The organism is uncultured Marinobacter sp. (assembly GCF_947259545.1).
Lineage (GTDB): Bacteria > Pseudomonadota > Gammaproteobacteria > Pseudomonadales > Oleiphilaceae > Marinobacter.
Genome location: NZ_CAMYMK010000007.1, coordinates 779,803 through 804,380, shown reverse-complemented (window position 1 = coordinate 804,380; position 24,578 = coordinate 779,803). Strand labels below are relative to the sequence as shown.

23 protein-coding genes are annotated in these 24,578 nt (G+C 57.6%); 13 read left to right on the top strand and 10 right to left on the bottom strand.

Annotated elements, in window-relative coordinates:
* Nucleotides 1-2: 2 nt before the first annotated feature.
* Genes rsxG through metG form a run of 6 tightly spaced genes read right to left on the bottom strand, consistent with a single transcriptional unit; the run spans nt 3 to nt 6,866 of the window.
* Nucleotides 3-704, bottom strand: coding sequence for an electron transport complex subunit RsxG (gene rsxG / locus Q0Y21_RS11430; protein WP_297795241.1), 702 nt, complete (start codon nt 702-704; stop codon nt 3-5).
* Nucleotides 705-707: 3 nt separating this feature from the next.
* A complete protein-coding gene (rsxD, locus tag Q0Y21_RS11425) occupies nt 708-1,760 on the bottom strand; it encodes an electron transport complex subunit RsxD (protein WP_297795238.1) in 1,053 nt (350 codons plus the stop codon).
* A gap of 22 nt (nt 1,761-1,782) precedes the next feature.
* Nucleotides 1,783-3,606 carry an electron transport complex subunit RsxC gene (gene rsxC, locus Q0Y21_RS11420; RefSeq protein ID WP_297795236.1) on the bottom strand — a complete coding sequence of 608 codons (1,824 nt, stop codon included), beginning with the start codon at nt 3,604-3,606 and terminating at the stop codon, nt 1,783-1,785.
* Nucleotides 3,606-4,184: an electron transport complex subunit RsxB gene (gene rsxB / locus Q0Y21_RS11415; RefSeq protein ID WP_297795234.1), complete on the bottom strand. Its 579-nt coding sequence runs from the start codon at nt 4,182-4,184 to the stop codon at nt 3,606-3,608. Before rsxB ends, rsxC begins: the two co-directional genes overlap by 1 nt.
* Nucleotides 4,185-4,213: 29 nt before the next feature.
* Entirely contained in the window at nt 4,214-4,795 is a 582-nt protein-coding gene (gene rsxA, locus Q0Y21_RS11410) for an electron transport complex subunit RsxA (protein WP_012139489.1), read from the bottom strand.
* A gap of 37 nt (nt 4,796-4,832) precedes the next feature.
* A complete protein-coding gene (gene metG, locus Q0Y21_RS11405; protein WP_297795230.1) occupies nt 4,833-6,866 on the bottom strand; it encodes a methionine--tRNA ligase in 2,034 nt (677 codons plus the stop codon).
* Between the two features lie 189 nt (nt 6,867-7,055).
* On the opposite strand from metG, the gene apbC reads away from it, so the two are divergent.
* The 4 genes from apbC (at nt 7,056) to Q0Y21_RS11385 (ending at nt 10,966) form a co-directional block, all read left to right on the top strand.
* On the top strand, nt 7,056-8,156 hold the full coding sequence (apbC, locus tag Q0Y21_RS11400) for an iron-sulfur cluster carrier protein ApbC (protein WP_297795227.1): 1,101 nt from the start codon (nt 7,056-7,058) through the stop codon (nt 8,154-8,156).
* A 258-nt stretch (nt 8,157-8,414) separates the two neighbouring features.
* Nucleotides 8,415-8,981, top strand: a complete 567-nt coding sequence (gene dcd, locus Q0Y21_RS11395) for a dCTP deaminase (protein WP_297795224.1) — start codon at nt 8,415-8,417, stop codon at nt 8,979-8,981.
* A gap of 40 nt (nt 8,982-9,021) precedes the next feature.
* Nucleotides 9,022-9,621 carry a YjaG family protein gene (locus Q0Y21_RS11390; RefSeq protein WP_297795222.1) on the top strand — a complete coding sequence of 200 codons (600 nt, stop codon included), beginning with the start codon at nt 9,022-9,024 and terminating at the stop codon, nt 9,619-9,621.
* Nucleotides 9,622-9,694: 73 nt separating this feature from the next.
* Entirely contained in the window at nt 9,695-10,966 is a 1,272-nt protein-coding gene (locus Q0Y21_RS11385) for a valine--pyruvate transaminase (protein WP_297795219.1), read from the top strand.
* On the opposite strand, the gene Q0Y21_RS11380 is transcribed toward Q0Y21_RS11385, so the two are convergent.
* The 3 genes from Q0Y21_RS11380 to purM all read right to left on the bottom strand — a co-directional run bounded on the left by Q0Y21_RS11380 (nt 10,963) and on the right by purM (nt 13,561).
* Nucleotides 10,963-11,748, bottom strand: coding sequence for a DUF3108 domain-containing protein (locus Q0Y21_RS11380; RefSeq protein WP_297795216.1), 786 nt, complete (start codon nt 11,746-11,748; stop codon nt 10,963-10,965). The genes Q0Y21_RS11385 and Q0Y21_RS11380 overlap by 4 nt on opposite strands.
* Nucleotides 11,749-11,825: 77 nt before the next feature.
* Nucleotides 11,826-12,500: a phosphoribosylglycinamide formyltransferase gene (purN, locus tag Q0Y21_RS11375; protein ID WP_297795213.1), complete on the bottom strand. Its 675-nt coding sequence runs from the start codon at nt 12,498-12,500 to the stop codon at nt 11,826-11,828.
* Nucleotides 12,497-13,561 (bottom strand): phosphoribosylformylglycinamidine cyclo-ligase, encoded by a 1,065-nt coding sequence (gene purM / locus Q0Y21_RS11370; protein ID WP_297795210.1) that lies wholly within the window; start codon nt 13,559-13,561, stop codon nt 12,497-12,499. Before purM ends, purN begins: the two co-directional genes overlap by 4 nt.
* 193 nt (nt 13,562-13,754) lie before the next feature.
* On the opposite strand from purM, the gene Q0Y21_RS11365 reads away from it, so the two are divergent.
* The 5 genes from Q0Y21_RS11365 to Q0Y21_RS11345 all read left to right on the top strand — a co-directional run bounded on the left by Q0Y21_RS11365 (nt 13,755) and on the right by Q0Y21_RS11345 (nt 17,509).
* Nucleotides 13,755-14,999, top strand: a complete 1,245-nt coding sequence (locus Q0Y21_RS11365; RefSeq protein WP_297795207.1) for a DUF2066 domain-containing protein — start codon at nt 13,755-13,757, stop codon at nt 14,997-14,999.
* Nucleotides 15,000-15,023: 24 nt separating this feature from the next.
* Nucleotides 15,024-15,581 carry a CDP-alcohol phosphatidyltransferase family protein gene (locus tag Q0Y21_RS11360; protein WP_297795205.1) on the top strand — a complete coding sequence of 186 codons (558 nt, stop codon included), beginning with the start codon at nt 15,024-15,026 and terminating at the stop codon, nt 15,579-15,581.
* Nucleotides 15,578-16,276 (top strand): DnaA regulatory inactivator Hda, encoded by a 699-nt coding sequence (gene hda / locus Q0Y21_RS11355; protein ID WP_297795202.1) that lies wholly within the window; start codon nt 15,578-15,580, stop codon nt 16,274-16,276. Before Q0Y21_RS11360 ends, hda begins: the two co-directional genes overlap by 4 nt.
* Nucleotides 16,277-16,359: 83 nt before the next feature.
* On the top strand, nt 16,360-17,157 hold the full coding sequence (locus tag Q0Y21_RS11350) for a ParA family protein (RefSeq protein ID WP_297795199.1): 798 nt from the start codon (nt 16,360-16,362) through the stop codon (nt 17,155-17,157).
* A gap of 13 nt (nt 17,158-17,170) precedes the next feature.
* A complete protein-coding gene (locus Q0Y21_RS11345; RefSeq protein ID WP_297795197.1) occupies nt 17,171-17,509 on the top strand; it encodes a YqcC family protein in 339 nt (112 codons plus the stop codon).
* A 7-nt stretch (nt 17,510-17,516) separates the two neighbouring features.
* On the opposite strand, the gene nadC is transcribed toward Q0Y21_RS11345, so the two are convergent.
* Nucleotides 17,517-18,356, bottom strand: coding sequence for a carboxylating nicotinate-nucleotide diphosphorylase (gene nadC / locus Q0Y21_RS11340; RefSeq protein ID WP_297795194.1), 840 nt, complete (start codon nt 18,354-18,356; stop codon nt 17,517-17,519).
* 222 nt (nt 18,357-18,578) lie between these two features.
* Between nadC and Q0Y21_RS11335 the strand changes: the two genes are divergently transcribed.
* From Q0Y21_RS11335 to Q0Y21_RS11320, 4 genes are all read left to right on the top strand, one after another.
* Nucleotides 18,579-20,822, top strand: coding sequence for a DUF1631 domain-containing protein (locus tag Q0Y21_RS11335; protein ID WP_297795191.1), 2,244 nt, complete (start codon nt 18,579-18,581; stop codon nt 20,820-20,822).
* 127 nt (nt 20,823-20,949) lie between these two features.
* On the top strand, nt 20,950-21,528 hold the full coding sequence (gene ampD, locus Q0Y21_RS11330; RefSeq protein WP_297795419.1) for a 1,6-anhydro-N-acetylmuramyl-L-alanine amidase AmpD: 579 nt from the start codon (nt 20,950-20,952) through the stop codon (nt 21,526-21,528).
* Entirely contained in the window at nt 21,528-22,415 is an 888-nt protein-coding gene (locus Q0Y21_RS11325; protein WP_297795189.1) for a histidine kinase, read from the top strand. The genes ampD and Q0Y21_RS11325 overlap by 1 nt, the downstream gene beginning before the upstream one ends.
* 125 nt (nt 22,416-22,540) lie before the next feature.
* On the top strand, nt 22,541-24,571 hold the full coding sequence (locus Q0Y21_RS11320; RefSeq protein ID WP_297795186.1) for a methyl-accepting chemotaxis protein: 2,031 nt from the start codon (nt 22,541-22,543) through the stop codon (nt 24,569-24,571).
* Nucleotides 24,572-24,578: the final 7 nt, after the last annotated feature.

Genomic DNA, 24,578 nt, shown 5'->3' with positions numbered 1-24,578 from the left:
GATCAGGAGTGCTCCGCGTCTTGATGTTGGCCAGCGACGGCGTCGGGAATGATGGGCGCGCTCCGCTTTTCCGGAGTCTCATTGAGAATTTTCCGCAGTTCCTGCCGGTTCTGGCGAAAGTAGATCAGTGTCTTCTGAACGGCCTTTACCACGGCCCTGGGGGTGATGGTGGCGCCGGTAAACTGGTCAAACACACCGCCGTTCTTTTTCACGTTCCAGCGCCTGGGAACCGGGTCCCTGAGGTTGCGCCCTTCAAAGGAATAAATCCAGTCGGACTTCTTGGTTTCGATGCGGTCACCAAGGCCTGGTGTCTCTTTGTGACTTGTCACCCGTACACCCAGGACGTTGCCTTCAAGGTCGATACCGACCAGCAGGCGAATATCCCCAGAATAGCCGTCGGGCGCGACAGCGGGAAGAATCACCCCGACCGGTTGCCCATTGGAGCGTGCGACCCAGGCCGTTATAGGGCCGGATTGGGGCAGGCGATCACTTGCCGGCAATTGCACGGTATCCCTCAGCAGGTCGTTGTCATGACGGCTCTCGGGAATGATTTCGAACAGGGCCCTGGCTTCGGCGCGGGCGGCCTGCTCGGCAATGCGATCAGCGGTCAGAACCTGGGTGACAGCGATGGTGCCGCCGGTGATGACCGCAAACAGGCCGAGCCCAATGGCACTACGACGGATGGACTGTGCGATGGCTGCCATGGATTACCCCTGAGTCTTGCCGGGCACGCCGCGCCGGGCCTTGTGGTGCCCATAAGTGCGGGGCGGCGTGTAGTGATCGATAAAGGGTACAGCGAAGTTCATCAACAGTACGCTGAAAGCAACCGCGTCGGGATAATTGCCCCAGCTGCGGATGACGTATACGAGTACACCGATAGCGGCCCCGTAAATGAGCTTGCCCTGATGGCTGGTGGCGGCGGATACCGGGTCAGTGGCAATAAAGAAGGCACCGAGCATGGTCCCGCCAGCCAGCATATGCAGGGTGACCGGAGCGTACTGGTCGGGGTTGCTGCCAAAGGCAAGGCTCATCACGGCAATGGCGGCCAGCATGCTGACGGGAATGTGCCAGGTAATGATCTTGAGGCCGATCAGTACCAGGCCGCCCAGCAGAAAGGCTGCGTTAACCCACTCCCAGCCCCGGGCGACGCCCTCACCGAAGGTGGGATGCTCCAGTACTTCCGCAGCCGTGTGGGTCGCGATCTTGTGTTTGTACTCGTCCAGGGGGGTGGCCATGGTGTAGCCATCCACAACGGTCTGCTGACCGGACGCCAGCAGGTTGAGAGTTTCACCAAACCCGGGAGCGGACTCCCAGAGCAGGCCGGGCTGGGCCCAGTTGGTCGTCATCGCCACGGGAAAGGAAATCAGCACCAGCGCGTAACCCACCATGGCCGGGTTGAAAGGATTGGAGCCGAGCCCGCCATACAACTGCTTGGCCATGACAATGGCAGAGATCACGGCGATGGCCGATACCCACAAGGGCACAAACTGGGGCAGCGACAGCCCCAGCAACAGGCCGGTGACGGCGGCGGTATTGTCCTTGAGGAAAAACGCCAGTGGTTTCTTGCGAATCGACAGCATGGCGGCTTCCGCCGCGAGGGCGATAACAATACACCACACCACATTGATCAGGTTGCCCCAGCCGAAGAAGATTGTCTGTGCCAGCAGGCCGGGCACGGTGGCCAGAATCACCCAGAGCATGAGCCGGGAGGTTGACCGGGCTTTGCGGGCATGGGGAGAAGACTGTTGTGCTAATGCCATGAAGACTTGGCCCTGATGTCCGTTATTCGGTGGATTGGGTGGCCGGGATTGTGTCCGCACCAGCTTCAGCCAGTGCTTCTTCCGCCCGTTTTACCCGTTCATGGTTCTTGGCAACCGCGCGCTCAAGTTTGTCGACGTTGTCGGCCTGTTGGGCCTTGGCGTCCTCAAGCATCGATTGCATGGTTTCCAGCTTGGATTTCGCCTGGGTCAACTGTTTTTCCAGAGCAGGAATGTCCGGTGCCGGCGAGGAGTTCTCCGCGTCGGTGGTCTGAGTTTCGGATGCCGTTGCTGCCCCGGCTTTCTTGCGAGCCAATGCTTCCTGGACCAGAGCGGCCTTGGCGGCCTTTTCATCAACCGCTTCGCCTTTGGCTGTTGCTTGTTCTGCTTCCGCTTTCTTTTTTTCCTGGGCTTCCGCTGCGGCCTTGGCGCGTTCTTTGCGGCGCAGTTCCTTCTCCTGCTGTTCCCGCTCCAGACGTGCCTGGCGAGCCTCAAAGCGTTCCCGGGCACGATCGGCTTTCAGTTGCTCAGCCTGCTGAACCCGGATTTCGCCCTTCGCAAAACGGTAATACTGCACCAGGGGAATGGAGCTGGGACATACATAAGAACAGATGCCGCACTCAATGCAGTCGAACAGGTTCAGGTGTTCGGCTTTTTCGAATTCGCCGGCTTTGGCGTACCAGAACAGTTGTTGCGGTAACAGCTCCATGGGGCAGGCTTCGGAACACTGACCACAACGGATACAGGCCTGTTCCGGTTCCGGGTCAGGCAGCTCTTGCGCAGTGGCGGCGATCACGCAGTTGCTGGTCTTGACCACCGGTATATCAGGGGTGTTCAGTGTATACCCCATCATCGGCCCACCGAGAACCAGCCGGTGGAGTTTTGCCTCCTGCAGTCCGGCCCGACTCAGCAGGTAGTCGATCGGGGTGCCCAGGAGCGCTTCAAAGTTGCCGGGCTCGGTAACGGCCTCGCCGGTAATGGTGACCACACGTCTGATCAGCGGTTCGCCCTCAAGGATAGCCCGGGCCACGGCGATGGCGGTTCCCACGTTCTGGCACATAACGCCAATGTCTGCGGGGATGCCACCACTGGGCACTTCCATGCCGGTGAGAATCTGGATCAGTTGTTTTTCGCCGCCGGACGGGTACTTCGTCGGCACCACTACCACTTCAATCTGTGTGCCCTCGGCCGCTTTTTTCATGGCTGCGGCCGCTTCTGGCTTGTTGTCCTCAATCGCAATAACACAACGCTCGGGGCGCAGAATCCACGCCATGATCTTCAGGCCGGCGATAATTTCGTCCGACCGTTCGCGCATGGTCATGTCATCGGCGGTGATGTACGGCTCACATTCTGCCCCGTTGAGGATCAGGGTGCTGACCTTACGGTCCTTGGGCGGTCTCAGTTTGATATTGGTGGGGAAGCCGGCACCGCCCAGACCCGAGATGCCCGCGTTACGGATGGCTTCCAGCACCTCGTCCCGCTCCAGTTTGCGATAGTCCAAAACCGGATGACGCTGGCACCACTGGTCCTCACCGTCGGGAATGAGGGTAATGCACCAGTCGTCCATGCCGGAGGGATGGGGTACCGGCAAGCGGGCGATAGACTCAACGGTTCCGGAGGTCGGTGCATGCACGGGAACGCCCATGCCATTGGGTACCTCGGCAATCCTTTGTCCTTTAAGGACGCGCTCGCCCTCGGCCACAATGGCTTCGGCAGGCTCGCCAATGTGTTGTTGCAGGGGCAATACCAATCGCTCCGGAGTACCTGCCTGACGAATGGGGCGACTGGTTGACTGATGCTTGTTCTCTGCCGGATGAATACCGCCGGCGAAATCCCAGAGTTGTGTCATCAGGCGCTGGCCCCCTGGCGATCGGTGGCAATGAGATTGGTCTGTGGCGGGTTCCAGGTCCACGCCCGGATGTCCGGTTCGATGGTGACCATATCAATGCAGTCGACCGGGCAGGGATCCACGCACAGGTCACAGCCGGTGCATTCGCTTTCGATGACCGTATGCATGTGCTTGGCGGAACCCAGAATGGCGTCGACGGGGCAGGCCTGGATGCATTTGGTACAGCCAATGCATTCATCCTCGCGAATGACCGCCACCCGCTTCTCCTGCTCGACACCGTGCTCGGCGTCCAGCGGCTCGGGTTCCACATCCAGCAAGTCGGCCAAGGACTTGATCGTACCTTCACCGCCCGGGGGGCATTTATTGATGGGGCCACCTTCGGCAATGGACTCGGCATAGGGGCGGCAGCCGGGGTAGCCACACTGGCCACACTGGGTTTGTGGTAGCAGAGAGTCGATCTGTTCGACCAGGGGATTGCCTTCCACCCGGAAGCGCTCAGCGGCGAAGCCCAGCAAGCCGCCGAACACCACAGCCAGAGCCAGCAGAACAACAACAGCGATAAGGATGCTTGTCCACATAAAATCGATACCCCTAAAACCTTACCCCGTCAAACGCCGACGAGGCCGGTAAAGCCCAGGAATGCCAATGACATCAGCCCCGCCGTCACCATGCCAATGGCGGCGCCACGGAAAGCCACGGGTACATCGGCCACGGCAATGCGCTCACGCATGGCGGCAAACAGCACCAGAACCAGCGAGAAGCCGGCGGCCGCGCCAAAGCCATACAGGACAGACTCCACGAAGTTGTTGTTCTTGTTCAGATTAAGCAGCGCCACACCGAGCACCGCACAGTTGGTGGTGATCAGCGGCAGGAAAATACCCAGAACCCGATAGAGCAGGGGGCTCGTCTTACGTACCACCATTTCAGTGAACTGAACCACCACCGCAATCACAAGGATAAAGGTGATGGTTTTCAGGAACGCGAGGTTCAGGGGCTCCAGCAGGTAGGTGTACGCCAGATAGCTGCATACCGAAGCAAGGGTCAGCACAAAGGTGGTGGCCAGGGACATACCCATGGCGGTCTCCAGCTTGCCGGACACCCCCATGAACGGGCACAGTCCCAGGAACTGAACCAGTACGAAGTTGTTCACCAGAATGGTGCTGACCAGAATCAGCAAATACTCGGTCATTCGCTTTGCTCCATCACGCTGCCTTTACGCAGGTGCCTTACATGATCCGCATGCCCGGGGTGGCCCCGGAGTCCGGTGACAGGATAAAGATGTCCTTGCCGCCGGGACCGGCTGCCAGAACCATACCCTCGGACATTCCGAACTTCATTTTACGCGGCTTCAGGTTGGCAACCATAACCGTCAGACGGCCTTCCAGTTCCTCGGGCTTGTAGGCGGATTTGATACCAGCAAACACGTTCCGGTCACCATGCCCGATATCCAGTGTCAGCCGCAGCAGTTTGTCGGCACCGTCCACATGTTCCGCTTTGACAATCTTTGCGACCCGAAGATCCACTTTCGCAAAGTCTCCGAATTCTATCTCTTCCGCGACCGGTTCGAGATTGGCGGTCTCAGCGGGTTTCGCGGTCGCTGCGGGCATTTCTTCCCTGGACGCGTCCAGCATTTTTTCGATCTGCGCCATATCCACGCGGTTCATCAGCGGCTTGAATTTGTTGATACCGTGGTTTTCCAGGCGCTCGCCGCGGTTATTCCAGTCGAGACGCGCATTCAGGAACGCCTCGGAGGCTTTCGCGGTTTCCGGAAGCACCGGGGCCAGATAGGTCATCAACAGGTGGAACATGTTGATGGCGTTGGTACAGATAGCCTGCAGGTTGTCTTCCTGACCTTCCTGCTTGGCAATCACCCACGGCTGTTCGTCGTTTACATACTGGTTGGCGATATCCGCCAGTTCCATGATGCGACGCATGGCGCGGCCAAACTCACGGGCCTCATAAAAGTCGGCGATGTCGTTGCCGGCATCGATAAACTCTTTAAGCTTGTCGTGCTCGGTGACCTTGCCTAGCTGGCCATCGAAACGCTTGGTGATAAAGCCGGCACTGCGACTGGCGATATTGACCACCTTGCCGACCAGGTCCGAATTCACCCGCGAGGCGAAGTCCTCCAGGTTCAGGTCCATGTCATCCACGCCACTGGTCAGTTTGGCGGCGAAGTAATAACGCAGGTACTCCGGGTTCAGATGGTCCAGGTAGGTGCGGGCCATGATGAACGTGCCCCGGGACTTGGACATCTTCTTGCCGTTAACGGTGACAAAGCCGTGGGCCCAGACCGCTGTCGGCGTGCGGAAACCGGCATCGTGCAGCATGGACGGCCAGAACAGTGCGTGGAAATTGATAATGTCCTTGCCGATGAAATGGTACACCTCGGCCGTGGAATCCGCTTTCCAGAAATGCTCGAAGTTGATGCCTTCCCGGTTGCACAGGTTCTTGAAGCTGGCCAGGTACCCGATCGGTGCGTCCAGCCAGACATAGAAATACTTGCCCGGAGCGTCCGGAATCTCGAACCCGAAGTAGGGCGCATCGCGGCTGATGTCCCACTCCTGCAGGCCTGCGTCCAGCCACTCGGCCAGTTTGTTGGCCACCTGCGGCTGCAGGGTGCCGCTACGGGTCCACTTCGCCAGGAAATCCGCAAAGTCCGGTAGTTTGAAGAAATAGTGCTCGGATTCTTTCTCGATCGGCGTGGCACCGGACACCGCAGAGCGCGGATTAATCAGCTCGGCTGGCGTATAGGTCGCACCGCAGGCTTCGCAGTTGTCGCCGTACTGGTCCTCGGTCTTGCATTTCGGGCAGGTGCCCTTGATAAACCGGTCCGCCAGAAACATATTCTTTTCCGGATCAAAGGACTGGGTAATCTTGCGGGTCGCAATGTGCCCGTTTTCCTGCAGCTGCCGGTAAATATATTCCGAGAACTGACGGTTTTCCTCGGAATGCGTGGTGTAATAGTTGTCAAAGCGGATATGGAAACCGCGGAAATCCTGCTGATGCTCCTCACGGATGCGATCGATCAGTTGCTCGGACGTAATGCCCTCACGCTCGGCACGCAGCATGATCGCGGTACCATGGGCATCGTCGGCGCAAACGTAGTAACAGTTCTGGCCTCGCATGTTCTGGTAACGCACCCAGATGTCCGTCTGAATGTATTCCAGCAGATGACCCAGGTGAATGGGGCCATTGGCATAAGGCAGGGCGCTGGTGACCAGAATATCGCGCTGTTGCTTTGAACTCGCTTGCGTCATGTTGATATCCGAACCTTTAATGAATAAGGATTTGGCGTTAATCAGTGAAACAGAGATACCCCTTGATCCGGGTAAAGACTCTGTATGGCCAGAAACGGGCACAGATGATACCTTCCGGACAGATATTTTTCATCCGAAACACCTGTTTCCGTGCTTCAAATCAAGCATGAGCTTATTCCGGAGAACCCGATGACCCAGATTTCAGAACAGGCCCTGCAGGCGGCGGTTCGCGAGTACCGTGACCCATACCGCAACCAGGACCTATACGACCTAGGCGCAGTCAAGTCCCTGACCGCCGACGACAACGGCAAAGTAACCCTCATGGTGGAACTGCCTTACCCGTCAAAAGGCATTGCTGGCGCGCTGAAACAACTGGTCACCCACGCCCTGGAAGACGTCGAAGGCGTTGAAAGCGCCGACGTCCACGTTGGCCAGAAAATCCACTCGTACAAAGTCCAGAAAGACCTGCCCTCAGTGCCTGGCGTGAAAAACATCATTGCCGTGGCTTCCGGCAAGGGCGGCGTCGGCAAATCCACCACCGCGGTCAACCTCGCCCTGGCCCTGCAGGCCGAAGGCGCCAGAGTCGGTATCCTCGACGCCGACATCTACGGCCCCAGCATCGGCATGATGCTCGGCGTGCCCGAAGGTAAACGCCCCGACACCCGCGAAAACAAATACTTCGTCCCCATGGAAGCCCACGGGTTGCAGGCCAACTCCATGGCCTTCGTCGTCACTGAGAAAACCCCCATGGTCTGGCGTGGCCCCATGGTCAGCGGTGCTGTCATGCAACTGCTGCAACAGACCCTGTGGAACGAACTGGACTACCTCATCGTCGACATGCCCCCCGGCACCGGCGACATCCAGCTCACCCTGGCCCAGAAAGTCCCCGTCACCGGCGCCGTCATCGTCACCACCCCGCAGGACATCGCGTTGCTGGACGGCAAAAAAGGCATCGAAATGTTCCGCAAAGTCGACATTCCGGTGCTGGGCGTAGTGGAAAACATGAGCGTCCACATCTGCAGCAACTGCGGCCACGAAGAGCCCTTGTTCGGTCACGGCGGCGGCGAACGCATCGCCGAGGAATACGACACAACGCTCCTTGGCCAGTTGCCTCTGCACATGACTATCCGCGAACAGACTGATGGCGGCATCCCGTCCGTGGTCGCCGAACCGGACTCGGAAGTGGCCCGCCGTTACCGGGATATTGCCCGTCGTGTTGGGGCAGAGCTGTCCACCAGAGAGCGTAACCTGAGCGGATCAATCTCCAGCGTATCGGTAACCGAGCACTAGATTCGTCGATTAGTAGCGGACAACACGGAAGTACGACCGCGGCGTCAGGCCGTCCGTTCCAAAAATTTCGAAGGCCAAGGATGGCCTGAGAGAAGCGCACATGGATGTGCTTGTAGCGGTTTTTGGAACGGACGGCCTGACGCCGCAACCCCCGCACTCACAGGCCTAAGGGCGGAACCCCCAGAGGCTTCGACAGCCTCCCAAGTAACAGGTAAACTACGGCGTCAATTTTTCCCAGTGGATACGAGACCTTCACCCATGAGCATCAAATCCGATAAGTGGATTCGCCGGATGTCCGCAGAACACTGCATGATCGAGCCCTTCGAGGCCGGCCAGGTCCGTGAAACCGAAAAAGGCCGTGTCATCTCCTACGGCACTTCCAGCTACGGCTACGACGTACGCTGCAGCAACGAATTCAAGATATTCACCAACGTCCACTCAGCCACCGTCGACCCCAAAAACTTCGACGACAACAGCTTCGTGAACTACACCGGTGACGTCTGCATCATCCCGCCAAACTCCTTCGCATTGGCGCGGACCGTAGAATACTTCCGCATCCCCCGCAGCGTACTCACCATCTGCCTGGGCAAATCCACCTACGCACGCTGTGGCATCATCGTCAACGTCACCCCGCTGGAACCCGAGTGGGAAGGTCAGGTGACCCTGGAATTTTCCAACACCACCAACCTGCCGGCGAAAATCTACGCCAACGAAGGCGTGGCCCAGATGCTGTTCTTCGAGTCCGACGAAATCTGCGAAACCAGTTACAAGGATCGGGGCGGCAAATACCTTGGCCAGACCGGCGTAACGTTGCCCAAGACATGAGAAAATCCTGCCGATTTTCCGAGCAATACCGGAGGCTGACTTGAACGCCAATCAGTTTCTCAAAGCGGTCTCACAACTCCAGGGCTGGCGGGAATGCGCTTTCCTGCTGGCACTGGCGGAACGCTCCTTTCCCAATTACGCCCTGTTTGCAGATGCGGTGGAACTGAAAACCGGTGCCAAGATGCGCCAGCTCATGGACCTGGCCTGGGACATGCTGCAAAAGGATGCCTCGGAAGCGGCTATCCCACAGTTACTGGCGAAGCTGGAAGCCCTGTCCCCGGACGTGAATGCCTACGATGCCTACGGTGTCTATCCGGCGTTTGATTTTTGCCAGTTGCTGGAACAGGCGCTGCTGAACCGGCTCAATCCGGGCAAGCACCGGGCAACCGAAGCCTCCGGGATCGCCACCACAACCGTCATGAACTTCGTGGAAATGTCCGAAGGCGACGATCTCGATGAGGACGAGCTGGTCAGGCTGCTGGACCAGCACCCGCTCATGAAGGAAGACAAGGCATTCCAGCGGGATCTGGTGCTCGACCTCAAGCGCCAGCGCACACCCACCAGTCAGTTTGTCGAGCGCTTGCGCCAGCAGGCGGCCAACGATGGCGTGAGCAACCTGGGTGTTTCTCTGGAAGGCTGAACCGTTAGTCTGCGATTGTGTCGCTCCTGTCCTACACTGAATCCGTAACCCCCTGTTAAATTTGGGAAGCCTCATGAAACTTTCAGCTTTTGGTCGGAAATTCACCGCCGATGCCGGCATTACCTCATTGATGGATGACCTGGGTAATGCGCTGGCCTCTGGCGACGATATGATCATGATGGGGGGAGGTAACCCGGGACATATCCCGGAAATTCAGCAGAGGGTTCAGGAAATACTGGCGGATATCTGTCAGACACCGGCGGACATGCGTCGCCTGGTGGGAATCTACGATCCACCCCAGGGCGAAAAGCAGTTTATCGCCTCGCTGGCGGATTTGCTCAACCGCGAGTATGGCTGGGGGCTCAAGCCCGAGAATATCGCGCTCACCAATGGCAGCCAGGCCGCCTTCTTCATGCTCTTCAATATGTTCGGCGGAGAGTACGGCGACGGCCTCAAAAAACACATCCTGCTGCCGCTGGCGCCGGAGTACATCGGTTACGCGGACGCTGGTATCGAGCCGGGCCTGTTCCATGCCGTGCAGCCGGATATCTCGTTCACCGACGCCCATGAGTTCAAGTACCGGGTGGATTTTGATGCGGTCGAGGTGACCGGAGAAACCGGCGCAATCTGCGTATCCAGGCCCACCAATCCAACCGGCAACGTCATCACCGACGAAGAGTTGGCCAGGCTTGAACAGCTGGCTCGCCAGCACGATGTGCCACTTATCGTGGATGGCGCCTACGGTACCCCGTTCCCGAGCCTTTTGTTTGTGGACGCGACGCCGACCTGGAATGAACAGGTCATTCTTTGCCTGAGCTTGTCCAAGCTCGGTCTGCCGGCAGCCCGCACGGGGATTGTTATTGCCTCCGAGCCGGTCATCAAGGCGCTTTCCGGCATCAATGCCATCATGAACCTGGCCACCGGTAGCTTCGGTGCCATGCTGGCGGAGCCTATGGTGCGCTCCGGTGAGATTCTGTCCCTGAGTCGGGATGTGGTGTGCCCGTTTTATAAGGCCAAGATGGAAAGGGCAGTGGCTGTTTTCCGGGAAGCCATGGGTGACGCTGGTTGCCACTGGTATGTTCACAAACCCGAGGGGGCTATGTTCCTGTGGCTATGGTTCCCGGATTTGCCGATCAGCAGTCTGGAGCTCTATCAGCGCCTCAAGGCTCGGGGCGTGTTAGTGGTATCCGGTCATTATTTTTTCCCGGGATTGCCGGATGAAAGCTGGAAGCACCGTCACGAGTGCCTGCGGGTCACATACTCCCAGGACGACGAGCGGGTAGCGGAAGGTTTGCGCATTATTGCGGATGAAGTCAAAGCGGTGTGGGCTGCCCAGCAAGGCTAGCGGCGGATGTCTGCCTTATCGATGGTGATTTTATAGCGGCCGCCATCCGGCTCAACCTGCAATAGCTGAATCAACAGGTGTTCCATGTCCGGGGCGAACCACATCAGGGTCTGGCGTTTGCTGTCGTCGCGGACTTTCTCCGCCTTGACTGTAGCGATCTCGCCCCGGTCTGTTTGCAGGATTTCCTCGCCAACGACCGCAAAGCGGTCAGTGTCATAGTCACCCTCGTCGACTACGCGGTACACCATTTCTGTCTTGCCTGCGCGTAGGTCCTGGTGGAGCTGGAGCTGGTAGCCCATTGGGTCCAGGGCGCCCTCTTCAAGTTCCAGAGAGAACCGGTCACCCTCGTGATGGCCGGTCGCAACTCCCTTGTCCCAGTCGAAGTCAATCGCCTCTGCGCGATCCCTGATCAGGAAGCCTGACAGTTCATAACGATATCGGATGGGAACGACCTGATTGTTCTCCCATCGCAGGATCAGAGATTCCCTGATATCCGCGATAAAGGAGTCGACATCGGTTCGATAGAGCCAGGTGCCGTCCTCCTGCTTGATCAGGCTTCGGCTGGCGGTGCCGCTCAGGGTAATGCCTTTGTCCATGGACGCGTTATAGCTGGCCTTCAGCGGAAGGAGCGGAGGGTATTCCGTGGTCTGGGTGCGAGATTGCTGCTGAGGGGCCCCGGCACTGTCCTGCGCGTCCTGCGCACAAGCCGGGGTGGGCAAAAGCGTTATCGTCACCCAGGCGATAAAGACGGCGGGCAATCTGACCCGGATGGGTGCAGTCATGGTTCACTCCTGTTGCGCACGGCTACATGATGTGACCAGTGTAGCCTGTACGTTCATTCGGGAGGATGACAATCTGTTTAGTGAGTTACCCGCTCATCAGGTAGTCGCATGGGTTGTTTCAGCAGTTCGCCATCAAACAGGACGTAGTCGCTGCCAAGCTGGATGCGTCCCTCGCAGAACCAGCGAACCACAATCGGATAGAGCAGGTGCTCTTTTGCCTGAACTTTTTCCGCGAGGGATTCCGGGGTGTCATCCGGATCGATCGTGACTTCTGCCTGGGCAATGACGGGGCCACCATCCAGTTCCTCGGTCACGAAATGGATTGAAACGCCGTGTACCTTGTCACCAGCTTCAAGCGCGCGCTGGTGGGTATTCAGCCCGGTGTATTTGGGAAGTAGCGAGGGGTGGATGTTCAGCATGGTGCCCCGCAATGCGCGTACAAAATCGGTTGTCAGGATGCGCATGAACCCGGCCAGAAGGACAAGATCCGGGTTGTGGCGGCGAATTTCCGCCATCAGCGCGCCATCAAACTCTTCCCGTGATTCATAATCCTTGTGGTTCACCACAAACGTATCGATATTGGCCTGGGCTGCACGCTCCAGCGCAAATGCCTGCGGGCGGTTGCAGCCAACGGCCACAATCTGTCCCGGGAAGTCCCGTTCGCGGCTGGCATCAATCAACGCCTGAAGGTTGGTTCCGCTGCCAGAGGCGAGAACCAGAATGCGGGGCTTTGGTGCTGGATCGGCATTCATTCGGCAAGCAGCCCCGGAGCATAGCGGACGACAGATTTGGCGGAGGCATCGTCTGCGTTTTCGATGATGCCAATCTGCCAGGCTTTTTCGCCCATGGAGTTGAGTGTGTCGAGCGCGAGGTCTTTCTGATTGGCAGGTACACAGACGATCATGCCGACGCCGCAGTTAAAGGTGCGATACATTTCCTCGCTGGCAACACCTCCGGCATTCTGAAGCCACTGGAAGACCGGTGGGAGGGTCCAGCTCGAGGTGTCGATGGCGGCAACAGAGCCGTCCGGCAGCACCCTGGGAATGTTCTCCGGCAAGCCGCCACCGGTAATGTGGGACAGTGCGCGTACATCCACTTCACGGAAAAGTTGCAGCAGGTTCTTGACGTAGATGCGTGTGGGCGCCATCAGTGCGTCAGCCAGGGTGCTGTCGCCCAGGGGCTGGCTAAGGTCGGCGTTGCTGACTTCAATGATTTTGCGAATGAGTGAATAACCGTTTGAGTGCGGGCCTGAGGACCCCAGAGCGATAAGCGCATCGCCATTCTGTACCCGGCTGCCATCAATAATTTCGCTGCGCTCAGCCACACCGACACAGAATCCGGCCAGGTCATAGTCGTCGCCTTCGTACATCCCCGGCATTTCAGCGGTTTCGCCGCCCACCAGCGCGCAGCCCGCCTGCTCACAGCCTTCACCGATGCCTTCGACCACCTGAGCGGCAACATCGACGTTCAGCTTGCCAGTGGCGTAGTAATCGAGAAAGAACAGTGGCTCGGCACCGCCGACCACGAGATCGTTCACACACATGGCGACAAGATCGATGCCGATGCTGTCGTGTTTTTGCAGTTGCATGGCCAGCCGAAGCTTTGTACCAACGCCGTCAGTGCCGGATACCAGTACCGGTTCACGGTAACCGGCGGGAATGGACACCATGGCGCCAAAACCGCCCAGACCTCCAAGCACTTCCGGGCGACGCGTGCGGGCAGCGGTGTCCTTGATGCGGTTGACGAGTTCGTTACCTGCGTCGATATCAACGCCGGCATCGCGATAAGTGAGGGAGGGCTTCTGTTCGCTCATGGTGTGCTTAACCGTTTGGCCAGTGGGTCAGGCGCCGGATTTTAACAGGTGAGCGGTGGTGCTCCAAATTGATTTTCCGAAATCCCCCTTAGCTACTCACAACTTGGGCCTTGGTGTATCCTATGCGCCATTCAGGCGAATTGCAGGGTGTTTCATGTCATTATCAGGACGAATTTCGACACGGGCAGCGCGTATGTTTCGGCGCATCTTGCCGTTAGCCGCTGCTCTGGCGCTACTGGCGGCCTTTCCCGCCGGGGCAGTGACCGTGAGCGGACTGTATACGGTGGAGGTACCTGTTGCGGGAGGTCAGCCCGGTGAACTCCGTCAAGGGTACGCCGATGGCCTCGAAAAGGTCTTTATCCGGGTATCCGGAAGCAGCAATATTGGCAGTAAAACAGGCGTGCAATCGCTTCTTGATGACGCCGAGTCCCTGCTTCAGTCTTATCAATTGCTTCGCGGCGAAGACGGTGATCGCCTGCGGATGAGTTTCGGTGCCGTGGGAGTGAACAGGGCGCTCGCATCGGTCGACGCCCCGGTTTGGGGGGCAAACCGGCCCCTGACGCTGGCCTGGATTGCGGTCGAGGAGCGGGGCTCCCGGGCGTTGCTGACTTCCGGTGCGGATACTGATGGTGCGGACAGCCAATGGTCTGCGGCCTTCCGTCAGGCCGCTGCTGATCGTGGATTGCCAATCAATCTTCCGCCCAGGTCAATAGCGGGTGACCGTGAACTGCTGTCGGATATCTGGGGGCAGTTTACCCGTCGTGTGAAATCGGCTTCCGAAGCGCTCGATCATGATCTGATGGCATTGGTTCGGGTGAGCCGTTCCGGAGGCCAGTGGCGCGCCGGTTGGATTTTCGACGGTATGGGGATGGACGAAGGTGAGCAGTCCGTGACCGCCGGAACCGAGAGTGAGCTGGCCGAAAAGGTCATTGATCGTTGGGCTGACGCCTTTGCCAGTCGTTACGCAGTGGCCGCCGGTGATGTTGGAGATTTGCCCCGGGTCGAAATTATTGTTCAGGGTGTCAGCACCTTGCAGGACTATGGCAACATTATCGGTGTACTGGATAATCTGACTCCAGTGCAGGATGTGGGGGCTTCCAGGGTTGCCGGGGATAAGCTCACCCTCAGGGTTGCATTTTCGGGTGAGCTTGAACAACTTCGGGAATACATAGCACTGGATACGCGCTTCGTTCCGTTATCCAGCGCAGAAGTGCTGAGCAGTGAGCCAGTCGCGCAGCCTTCTGCGGAGCAGAGCCCGGAACAGCCTACAGTCGGCACGGTGCAGGAAGCTCCGGATGCCATGTCAGATCCGCTGTATTCCTACCAGCCGCTTCTGAGTGGCAGTGAGGAGGCCGAGGAGACTTTTGAATCGCTCTATGAAATTCTCCATTATCGCTGGCAGCCAGCATCGGTGATCAGTACGGATGATGCCGAGTAACTCAAGGGTAGAGGGAGCCTGCTAATGTCAGAACGGTGGCGCTGGATACCCAATGCCCTGACGTTTTTGCGCTTCGTGCTGATTGTTCCATTTGCCTCCGCGCTACTGGCCAGCGAATACCGCCTGGCTTTGGGGATATTTTTTATAGCGGCTGCCTCGGATGCCTTTGATGGCTTTCTCGCCAGGCAGTTCAACTGGAAATCCCGCCTGGGGGCCATAGCGGATCCTCTGGCAGACAAGGCTCTGCTCATCACAGCCTACCTTATGCTGACATGGACGGAGGTCTTTCCGCTTTGGCTGTTTGCCCTGGTGCTCGGTCGGGATATCCTGATTGTTATTGGCGGGCTGGCGTATCATTATGGTGTCGGTCGCTTTGATATGGAGCCCAGTATCCCGGGGAAATTCAATACACTGATTCAGATTCTGGTGGTACTCGCAATCATTGTCCTGCTTGCAGGATTGCCCATGCCGCCCTGGGTGCTGGAAGTGGGCATTCTTCTGGTGGCAGTTTCGGCGATTATCAGTGGAGGGCACTATCTCATCGTCTGGAGCGTTCGGGCCTGGAGGGCAAAGCGACAGTGAGTTCGTCACAGATGGCTCTGGGGGTCAAACTCCGGGATGACGCGCGATTTGATAATTTTCATGGTGACCGGAATGCCGAGGCGGCTGTCCGCCTGGAAGCTATTTGCGGTGACCTGAATCGGGTCCCGGTCGTGGCAGTGTGCGGCGATTCGGATACCGGAAAAAGCCACCTTTTACAGGCTGCCTGTCACTTCCTCGAAAGCCGGGGCGATACAGTGGTTTGTGTCAGCATTCAGGAGCTGTTGCCATTTGGGCCAGAAGCCTTGTCGGGTCTTGAGAATCAGGCTCTGATCTGTCTGGATGATGTCGACCTGATCGCGGGTAGGGAAGACTGGGAAGAGGCGGTGTTTCATCTGTACAATCGCGTACTCGATAACGGCCATTTGTTGGTCGTCAGTCTGTCGGAAGTGCCGGGTTCCCTGCCGTTTGTGTTGCCTGACCTGGTGTCACGGCTTGCTCATGGCTTGTTGATCCAACTGGGAATTTACCGGGACGATGATCGCCTGAAAATCCTGATGGCCAGAGCGGAGAAGCGCGGACTGGTCATGGGGGATGACGTAGCTGGTTTTATTTTGCGCCGTGCACCGCGCAGACTGGGGGAGCTGCTGGCGATCCTTGATCGCCTCGATGAGAACTCCCTGCAGGCCCAGCGCAGGTTGACCATACCCTTCGTCAAGTCCGTTATGGGCTGGTGAAGGGCTTGAAATATTTACAATAACATCAGAAACAGCAGGTTCGACAAGCGTCGAATGCCGCAGAGATACTTCGGGGGGAAGAGATGAGGCGAGTCGTTTTCAATCAGAAAGGTGGTGTCGGTAAGTCCAGCATTACCTGTAACCTGGCGGCTATCAGTGCGGCCCGGGGGAAGCGGACATTGGTGGTGGATCTGGATCCCCAGGGTAACTCTACACATTATCTTCTGGGCAAACCTGCGGCTGACCTGAAAGATACCGTGGCCGATATGCTGGAGCAAACGGTTGCCTTTACGGTATTCAACCGTCGTCCTGACGAGTTTGTTCACGCCTCGCCGTTTAATAATCTTTTTGTGATGCCTTCGAGCCCCGAACTGGATTTCCTTGAGCGGAAGCTGGAAGCCAAGCACAAAATTTACAAGCTCCGGGAAGCGCTGAAGAAACTTGAGGAGTCATTCGACGCCATATACATCGATACGGCGCCGGCCCTGAATTTTTATACCCGCTCAGCGTTGATCGCCGCTCAGCGATGCCTTATTCCCTTTGACTGCGACGATTTCTCCCGTCAGGCGCTTTACAATATTCTCAATGAAATCCGCGATCTGCAGGAAGATCATAACGAGGACCTGGTGGTCGAGGGCATTATCGCCAACCAGTTCCAGCCCCGCGCAAGTCTGCCGAAGCAATTGGTCCGTGAGTTGACCGAAGAGGGGTTGCCCATGTTGCCGGTGCGGTTGTCGAGCTCCGTTAAAATGAAGGAGTCCCATCAGAGTCGGCAGCCCTTGATTCACATGGCCCCGAAACACGCATTAACCAGGCAGTACGAAGACCTGTTCCGGGTGTTGCATGGCGAGGCCGTGGAACTGGAGCCCCTTGCGGACTGATTTCGGGGAGTTTATGTCACAGTCATCCGCTCAGATTGCCGAAGTTGCAGACAGTCTGCTCAGAATAGAAATGGAGCTTCGCCAGATTGGGGTGTGGGAGAGCGAAGCACCGCCCCCCGAGGCTTTTCATAGCACCCAGCCATTCTGTATCGACACTCTGGAGTTCACCCAGTGGTTGCAGTTTGTGTTTGTTGCTCGCCTGAAGATCCTTATTGAGGCTGATCACCCTCTACCGTCGGTATCGGGCATTGCGCCCATGGCAGAGGAGCATTTCCGTGGGCGCTCCGAACCAGGGGAGGGCCTGATTCGGGAGTTGGAGGTCATGGACCAGTTGTTGTCGGGACAGTCCTGAAGCGATCTCAGTCAAGGCGCATGGAAAGGTCGACGGCCCGGATGTCCTTGGTCAATGCGCCAATGGAGATATAATCAACGCCCGTTTCCGCGATGGGGACCAGGGTGTTGGCGTTGATTCCGCCGGACGCTTCCAGCTTTGCCTTGCCAGCCGTGATGGTGACAGCCCTGGCCATGTCCTCCAGTGAAAACTCGTCAAGCATGATGATGTCGGCACCTGCTTTCAGTGCCTGATCCAGCTCGTCCAGATTTTCGGTTTCTACCTCTACGGGTCGCCCGGGGGCGATGCGACGTGCTTCGCTGATTGCCTGGGCAATGGAGCCGCAGGCAGCGATATGGTTTTCCTTGATCAGAAAGGCGTCCCACAGGCCGATACGGTGGTTGTAACAGCCGCCGCAGCTTACCGCGTATTTCTGTGCCAGACGTAAACCGGGAAGTGTTTTGCGTGTGTCCAGCAATTTAACGCCGGTGTGAGCAACCTGTTCCGCCAACGCTGCGCAGGCGGTTGCTGTTCCCGAGAGAGTTTGTAGCCAGTTCAGGGCCGCCCGTTCGGCAGTCAGCAGGCCCCGTGCCGGCCCCTGGAAGCTGAACAGCACGTGGTTGGGCTCAACGTGGTCGCCGTCCTTAACGTGCCAGGTCAGTTCAAGGGATGGATCTACCTGGCGGAACACTTCGTCGACCCATTGGACCCCTGCGATCACAGCGGTTTCACGGGTAATTACGCGGCCAGTGCTGATTTTGTCCGCCGGGATTAGCTGTGCCGTGATGTCTCCATCGCCTATATCTTCTCGCAGACTGTGAGCGACGGATTCAACACGGGATTGGCGAAGCAGTTCAGCTGGGATCATGGTAACAGTCCGGTAAAAAAGAGAGTTGTCAGTATCTGGGGCGTGATTCTATAGCCAGCCAGCAGAATCGCCAAACGGGAACCTGATTGCCTGCTAAAGTGTGAACTGAATCTACTGGTCACAAAAGGTGACAAAATCTGACACAAGGTGACGTTGAAACGACATAGGATATGCAGTGAAGCAGAGTCGATTGGTTTGTCACTTACTACCCGGAGTAGCGTAATGGCGCAGGAAAGCAAGGTGGTCAGTTTTTCAGCACGGGTACCCGGCGGCCGGTTTGCCTTGCCCCATGCGTTGGTGCGACTGCGTGACGCATCGGGGCAGTCGCTGAAGTCTGTATTGGCGGGTTTTTTTGACAACTCGGACGATGCTTTGTTCGAGCTCGCCGATAAAGCCGGCTCGACTCAGGACCAGACCGCCTACTTTGATGCCATGCGTGAACTGCGGCTGCGCCGCAAGTTGATGACCGTCTCCATTCTCCAGTACATCAGTCGTGCCTTCAATGATATTGGCAAGTTCCACCCCGACAATGCCAGAACCAGCGCCAGTCTGGATGAAGTTGATCAGGATTCACTAAGTCTGCTGGATCACTCAGAGCTGGAACAGCGCGTGGCCATTGAAAGCCTGGTCAGCAAATTGCGTAGCAGGCATGCGAATGCCATCCGCATGCTGAATGCGCGGGTACACCACCTGGTACCTTCTGTACGGCTCAGTGACAGCCAGATGCCGCTGAGTCCTGAAGTGATCTGTGGTGGCCTGGCCGAAGCCTGCTCAGACCTGGAAATAGATATTCGCGCCAAGCTGGTGGTGCTGAAACTGTTTGATCGCTTGTTGGCCGATACCCTCGGCGATTTTTATCAGGCAGCGAACCGCACGCTGATTGCCGAGGGTGTGCTGCCGGATATGAAGCGCCCACCTGTTGGCGATAGTTCGCGCCCGTCCCCGTCAAAGTCTGAGCAGGTTTCCAAGCCGGCGCGGGCCGCTGACGCTAAAAGTGCCCAGGGCGTTGCAGGCACTTCATCAGCCAGTCAGTCAGGAGGAACCTTTTCTGAACTCAGTGCGCTGCTCCATCAGGGGCGCAGCAGCGAGGGACAAAGCTTTACTGGTGGTGATGGTTTTCTGGATACCGGGGACCTTATGGCACGACTGAATGAAATTCAGTCTTTGCCCGGGGACTGGGCTCAGGGGCGAGTGGTTTCGCTGGCTGAACAGCTGCAACCCGTACTGACAATCGACAATGGCCGGGCGGCTAATGTAGGTCAGGTGGACAGCGACGTGATCAACCTGGTGTCCATGCTGTTTGATTTCATCCTGGAAGATCGTCAGTTGCATCCGGTCATGAAGGCCCTGATTGGCCGTTTGCAGATTCCGGTCCTGAAAGTTGCCCTCAGTGACAAGAACTTTTTCAATCGGGGCGGACACCCCGTTCGCAAGCTTCTCAATGAGCTGGCCCTGTCAGCCATTGGCTGGACTGAAAAGAAAAATGGCCAGCGGGATCCCCTGAGAGAGAAGATCGAATCCGTGGTGAATCGGGTTCTGAATGAATTTACCGATAATGTAGATTTGTTTGGCGAGTTGCTCTCGGATTTCAGTCATTTCATGGACCTTGACCGTCGGCGCAGGGAACTGGTGGAACAACGCCTGAGGGATGCGGAAGAGGGCCGCGCGAAACAGGAACGGGCAGCGCAGGCCGCCCGTCAGATGCTGGATGACATAACGGCGGGGCGGGACCTGCCGGACCCAGTCAGCAATCTGATGCGGGAAGCCTGGAACAAGTACCTGCAGTGGAAGGTGCTCAGAGAGGGAGAGGGCAGCGACGGCTGGGCGTCTGCCGTTGAATTGACGCGCAAACTGGTCTGGAGTGTGGACCCCCGGCCTGTGACTGACAGTACCCGTACTGATCTGTTGCGGTCCATTCCCTCGATTGTGGATGACCTGCGCCATGCGCTTCAGGAAATCTCCTGGGATCCGTTTGCTACGGACGCGGCTATTCGTGATCTTGAACTGGCCCATGTTGATGTTTTCCAGCGATTAGTGACGTCCAAAGCCGCCACGTCCCGGGATGTCACTGGCGAACAAACGGCTGACGCCGTCAACGCCCGTCGCGAAGCCGAGTTGTCCGGGGGGCAGCCCGCAGTCGAGGAGGCTGTGGCTGAAACGGAAGTCGCGGCTGAACCGAAGGTGGAAGCGGCCTGGCTTGATCGCGCGGATACCCTGCGAGTGGGCTCCTGGATCGAATTGACCAGGGACGCCACCAAGATCCGTTGCAAGCTGGCGGCCTTTATCAAGGCAACTGGTAAGTACATCTTTGTCAATCGCAGTGGTGCGAAAGTGGCCGAGTATCACAGGGAATCTCTGGCTCAGGCCATGGCTTGCAAGGAGATCACGATGCTGGACGATGGTCTGATCTTTGACCGTGCGCTGGAGTCGATTATTGATAACCTGCGCAGCAGCCGCAAGGATTGACCCGCCGTAGCAACGCGGGCAACTTTGTGCTTCAATCAGTGCAAATATCAACAGCGACAAACCTGCTGGATTTACCTTGCCTGACTCGATTCAAAGCCAGAACGCTATCCTTTGTAGCCACGATTCCATCAGCCATTTGCGCGAGACCGGTCGCATTTCCGGAGTGCGCTGGTGTCCATCGCCGAATTTCGGGCCGAGGCCCGAGGGCGCCAATATATCGCTGCTCGTTGTTCATAATATAAGCCTGCCCCCGGGCCAGTTCGGCGGAAATGCTATTGAGCGGTTCTTCTGTAATTGTCTGGATGCCTCTGAACACCCCTATTTTGAAACCATTGCTGAGCTCAAGGTATCCGCGCACGCCCTGATCCGGCGTGATGGTGACGTTGTACAGTTTGTCAGCCTGCTGGAGCGGGCCTGGCACGCCGGGCGCTCCTGTTTTCGTGGCGAAGAGGAATGCAACGATTTCTCCATCGGTATCGAGCTGGAAGGGAGCGATGATATTCCCTATACGCCGGCGCAGTACGCTCGGCTGGCGGAACTGTCGAAGCTGATCATGCAGGCGTGGCCCAGGATCACTGCAGACAGGATTACCGGTCACTGTGATATAGCGCCGGGCCGCAAAACCGACCCCGGCCCGGCATTTGACTGGGATTACTACCACCAGTGTTTGTCCGATCTGGATGCAATGACCCGGGAGATGCCCTGATGGTGCTGGTGGTGTTTCTCTTGGCCTGGCTGGTCCGTCGTCGGCTGGATCTGTCCGACACATTGTCCGGTGATCGGGTGTGGCGAGTATGGTTCCACTCCGGCCGCGCGGCGAAGGCTGGTCATGAAATGGAGATCCGCTGGGGCTTGTTGCGGGTCCTTGTGCCGGCATTGCTGCTGGTGGGGCTGGTCTGGACGGCGTCTGCCCATGGCTGGCGCATGGCGGTGTATCCGCTGGAATTTCTGTTGTTGCTGGGGCTGATGGGGGCGCCGGGATGGAAGCCTCTACTCAGGGCATACAGTGAGGCCTGGAGTAGGGGGGACATGCAGGCAGCCTGGCATCATATCAAGGATTGCCTGCCCGCTGACGAGCGAGGGCAGGCGGTTTCGCCGGATGAAATGCATCGGGCGTTGTCCAAACAACTGTTGGTTGCCGTGTTTGAACGTTTCTTCCTGGTGGCATTCTGGTACGTGGTGGGTGGTATTGGTCTGGCTTTTTTGGCCAGGGGATTGGTGGCATTACAGGAACATTGGCCGCAGGCGGCTGCGCGTCCACGCTATGCCCGCATCGCCGGACTGGCGAAATGGCTACCCGCACGGCTGCTTGCCTGTACTTTTGGTTTGGCGGGGGATCTCGCGGGTTGGTTGAAGACGGCCCGGGGCGTGTTGTTTTCCTCCGGGCTGGCAGCCGACCGGATGTTAATCCAGGCGGCCAATGGCGCACTGACCGGATACGCTCTGGATCCCGCGCGTTTTGCCAGGATTCATCCGGACGAGTGGACTGCATTCGGTGGCAGGAGTCTGAAAGCTATTCGTGATTTGCTGAACCGAAGCATGCTGGTGTGGGTGTGTGGCATCGCCCTGTTGGTGATTGCCGGGGTGGTTTGACGTCCCGATTTTTCCAGGAATTTACAGAATAACAACAATAAGGCCTAAAGTTTTTAATACTTTAGGCGACAATATAAACAAAGAATAAATCATCCTTTCTTTGAAAAACCTGGCAGGGGCAAACAGTGAAGCAATTTATCAATCCAGCAGTCGCGCTGATGAACCGGTTGCCGATGTTCTACAAGTTCAGCCTGATCAGCGTGCTGTTCCTGCTTCCCATTGGTGGTCTCTCCTGGCTGGTGATCGGCGAACTGAACCGATCCGTGGAAACCATGACCCGGAGTGTCGAGGGACTGGAACAACTGGAGCAAGTGGATCGCCTGCTGAATGCCTCATTTGATTACCGGGACTATCGTGCCCCCGCAAAGGTCCGGGATAATTCTGAGCTCCTGGCAAAATCCGACCAGGCTGCCGAGACCATCAGCCGTATCCTGAAAGACCTGGCTACCCGCGAGTTGGCATTCGATGTTTCCGGTAACTGGAATGAGCAGTTGGTTCAGTTGCAGGAAGAGTGGGAGACCTTGCGCCGCGAGGACAGTTACCAGAGCAACCTTGACCCGCAGTTCAAGTACTATCAGGAATTTGTCCAGAAGGTTCGGGCCATACAGTCGGCAACCATTGAGATTTCCGGCATGGGGCAGGATTCGTCCCGCGAGAATCTGTTGCTGCTGGGCCTGTTGAGGGAATCTCTTCCGGAGGCACGCCACGTCATTGGTCGTGCCAGGGCTTTCGGGACCTATGCGCTGGTAGACGGGCAGGTGGGATATAACCTGAGTGAGGCGCTTAACGAGATATACGATGCCCTGACAAACCGCGCTTCACTGCTGGCCCCCGCTTTGTCTGTCGCCAGGAATGCGTCTCCGGAACTGGCGGCGGAAGCCGGTGACACCATGGATAGCATCACTGACAGTCTGTCGGTTGTCAGGGATGAACTGGACGTCAAGATTATCACCCCCATGCGTCTCGAAATGCCGTGGCAGGAATTTGATGCACTGGTGGCGAAGCAGCTTGCACACTACGACGCGTTGACCGAGACCGTCTTTGATGTGGTGGGAAACAACATGTCGGCCAGGTTGCAGGGAGAAATGCGGCAGCGGCAGCTGATCATTGTTGCCCTGGTTCTTGTTTTGCTGGTCGTGGTCTACCTGTATATAGGATTTTTCATGTCGGTGCGTACGGCAATTAACCGCTTCAGTGAGGCGGCAAGGACCGTGGCCGCCGGTGACATGACAGCGCACATTCAGCTTGATAACCGTGATGAGCTTGGTGAGTTGACGACTGAGTTCAATAACATGACGGACCGCATCGCGGGCCTGATTCGCTCGGTGGGCCGCACAACCCTGGATGTAGATCAGCAGGCCATCCGGGTAAAAGATACGGCTACGGCCAACAGTGAGGCTGTCGCTCACCAGATGGACGAATCCGGCCAGATTAATGAGGCCATGACCCAGATGGTGGAGGCGGTTCATGAGGTTACTGAGAGCGCCCACAGGGTCTCTGACAGTGCGGGTACCGCAGAGCGTGATACGGAGGCCGGTCGCCAGGTGGTGGCGGACACGGTGGAAACCATCAATCGCCTGGCAACCGAGATTTCCGGTGCGGTGGAAGTGATCAACCGCGTGAGTGCAGACAGCGACAACATCAGTCAGGTGCTGGTTGAGATCAAGGCCATTGCTGAGCAAACCAACCTGTTAGCGTTGAATGCCGCCATTGAGGCTGCGCGTGCTGGTGAACATGGGCGCGGGTTTGCGGTTGTGGCTGACGAGGTCCGGTCTTTGTCCCAGCGGACCCACAAGTCCACCGAGGAAATCGAAGGCATGATTTCCCGGTTGCAGAACGGTGTAAAGGATGCCGTTGGGGCCATGACCAACAGCCATGATGTCACTGAGACAACGGTTCGAAAATCTTCAGAAGTCACCGAAGCACTGGATCGCATTGCCGGCGGTATTTCCACGATCGTGGATATGAGTCATCAGATTGCCCAGGCGGCTGAGGAGCAATCAGCGGTGGCCAAGAACGTCAACACGAACGTTGAACGGATAAGCGATCTGGGGCAGGTCACCGCCGAGAACGCGGACGAGACGCTGGGCTCGGCGCGACAGATGTCGGAGCTGACCGCGTCCCTTCAACGCCTGGTGGAGGCGTTCAAGGTCTGATGCTCAA

What these genes read in the sequence shown, in the direction of transcription:
- rsxG (WP_297795241.1), bottom strand. Translation starts at nt 704, where the DNA reads ATGGCAGCCATCGCACAGTCCATCCGTCGTAGTGCCATTGGGCTCGGC.
- rsxD (WP_297795238.1), bottom strand. Translation starts at nt 1,760, where the DNA reads ATGGCATTAGCACAACAGTCTTCTCCCCATGCCCGCAAAGCCCGGTCA.
- rsxC (WP_297795236.1), bottom strand. Translation starts at nt 3,606, where the DNA reads ATGACACAACTCTGGGATTTCGCCGGCGGTATTCATCCGGCAGAGAAC.
- rsxB (WP_297795234.1), bottom strand. Translation starts at nt 4,184, where the DNA reads ATGTGGACAAGCATCCTTATCGCTGTTGTTGTTCTGCTGGCTCTGGCT.
- rsxA (WP_012139489.1), bottom strand. Translation starts at nt 4,795, where the DNA reads ATGACCGAGTATTTGCTGATTCTGGTCAGCACCATTCTGGTGAACAAC.
- metG (WP_297795230.1), bottom strand. Translation starts at nt 6,866, where the DNA reads ATGACGCAAGCGAGTTCAAAGCAACAGCGCGATATTCTGGTCACCAGC.
- apbC (WP_297795227.1), top strand. Translation starts at nt 7,056, where the DNA reads ATGACCCAGATTTCAGAACAGGCCCTGCAGGCGGCGGTTCGCGAGTAC.
- dcd (WP_297795224.1), top strand. Translation starts at nt 8,415, where the DNA reads ATGAGCATCAAATCCGATAAGTGGATTCGCCGGATGTCCGCAGAACAC.
- Q0Y21_RS11385 (WP_297795219.1), top strand. Translation starts at nt 9,695, where the DNA reads ATGAAACTTTCAGCTTTTGGTCGGAAATTCACCGCCGATGCCGGCATT.
- Q0Y21_RS11380 (WP_297795216.1), bottom strand. Translation starts at nt 11,748, where the DNA reads ATGACTGCACCCATCCGGGTCAGATTGCCCGCCGTCTTTATCGCCTGG.
- purN (WP_297795213.1), bottom strand. Translation starts at nt 12,500, where the DNA reads ATGAATGCCGATCCAGCACCAAAGCCCCGCATTCTGGTTCTCGCCTCT.
- purM (WP_297795210.1), bottom strand. Translation starts at nt 13,561, where the DNA reads ATGAGCGAACAGAAGCCCTCCCTCACTTATCGCGATGCCGGCGTTGAT.
- Q0Y21_RS11365 (WP_297795207.1), top strand. Translation starts at nt 13,755, where the DNA reads ATGTTTCGGCGCATCTTGCCGTTAGCCGCTGCTCTGGCGCTACTGGCG.
- Q0Y21_RS11360 (WP_297795205.1), top strand. Translation starts at nt 15,024, where the DNA reads ATGTCAGAACGGTGGCGCTGGATACCCAATGCCCTGACGTTTTTGCGC.
- Q0Y21_RS11350 (WP_297795199.1), top strand. Translation starts at nt 16,360, where the DNA reads ATGAGGCGAGTCGTTTTCAATCAGAAAGGTGGTGTCGGTAAGTCCAGC.
- Q0Y21_RS11345 (WP_297795197.1), top strand. Translation starts at nt 17,171, where the DNA reads ATGTCACAGTCATCCGCTCAGATTGCCGAAGTTGCAGACAGTCTGCTC.
- nadC (WP_297795194.1), bottom strand. Translation starts at nt 18,356, where the DNA reads ATGATCCCAGCTGAACTGCTTCGCCAATCCCGTGTTGAATCCGTCGCT.
- Q0Y21_RS11335 (WP_297795191.1), top strand. Translation starts at nt 18,579, where the DNA reads ATGGCGCAGGAAAGCAAGGTGGTCAGTTTTTCAGCACGGGTACCCGGC.
- Q0Y21_RS11325 (WP_297795189.1), top strand. Translation starts at nt 21,528, where the DNA reads ATGGTGCTGGTGGTGTTTCTCTTGGCCTGGCTGGTCCGTCGTCGGCTG.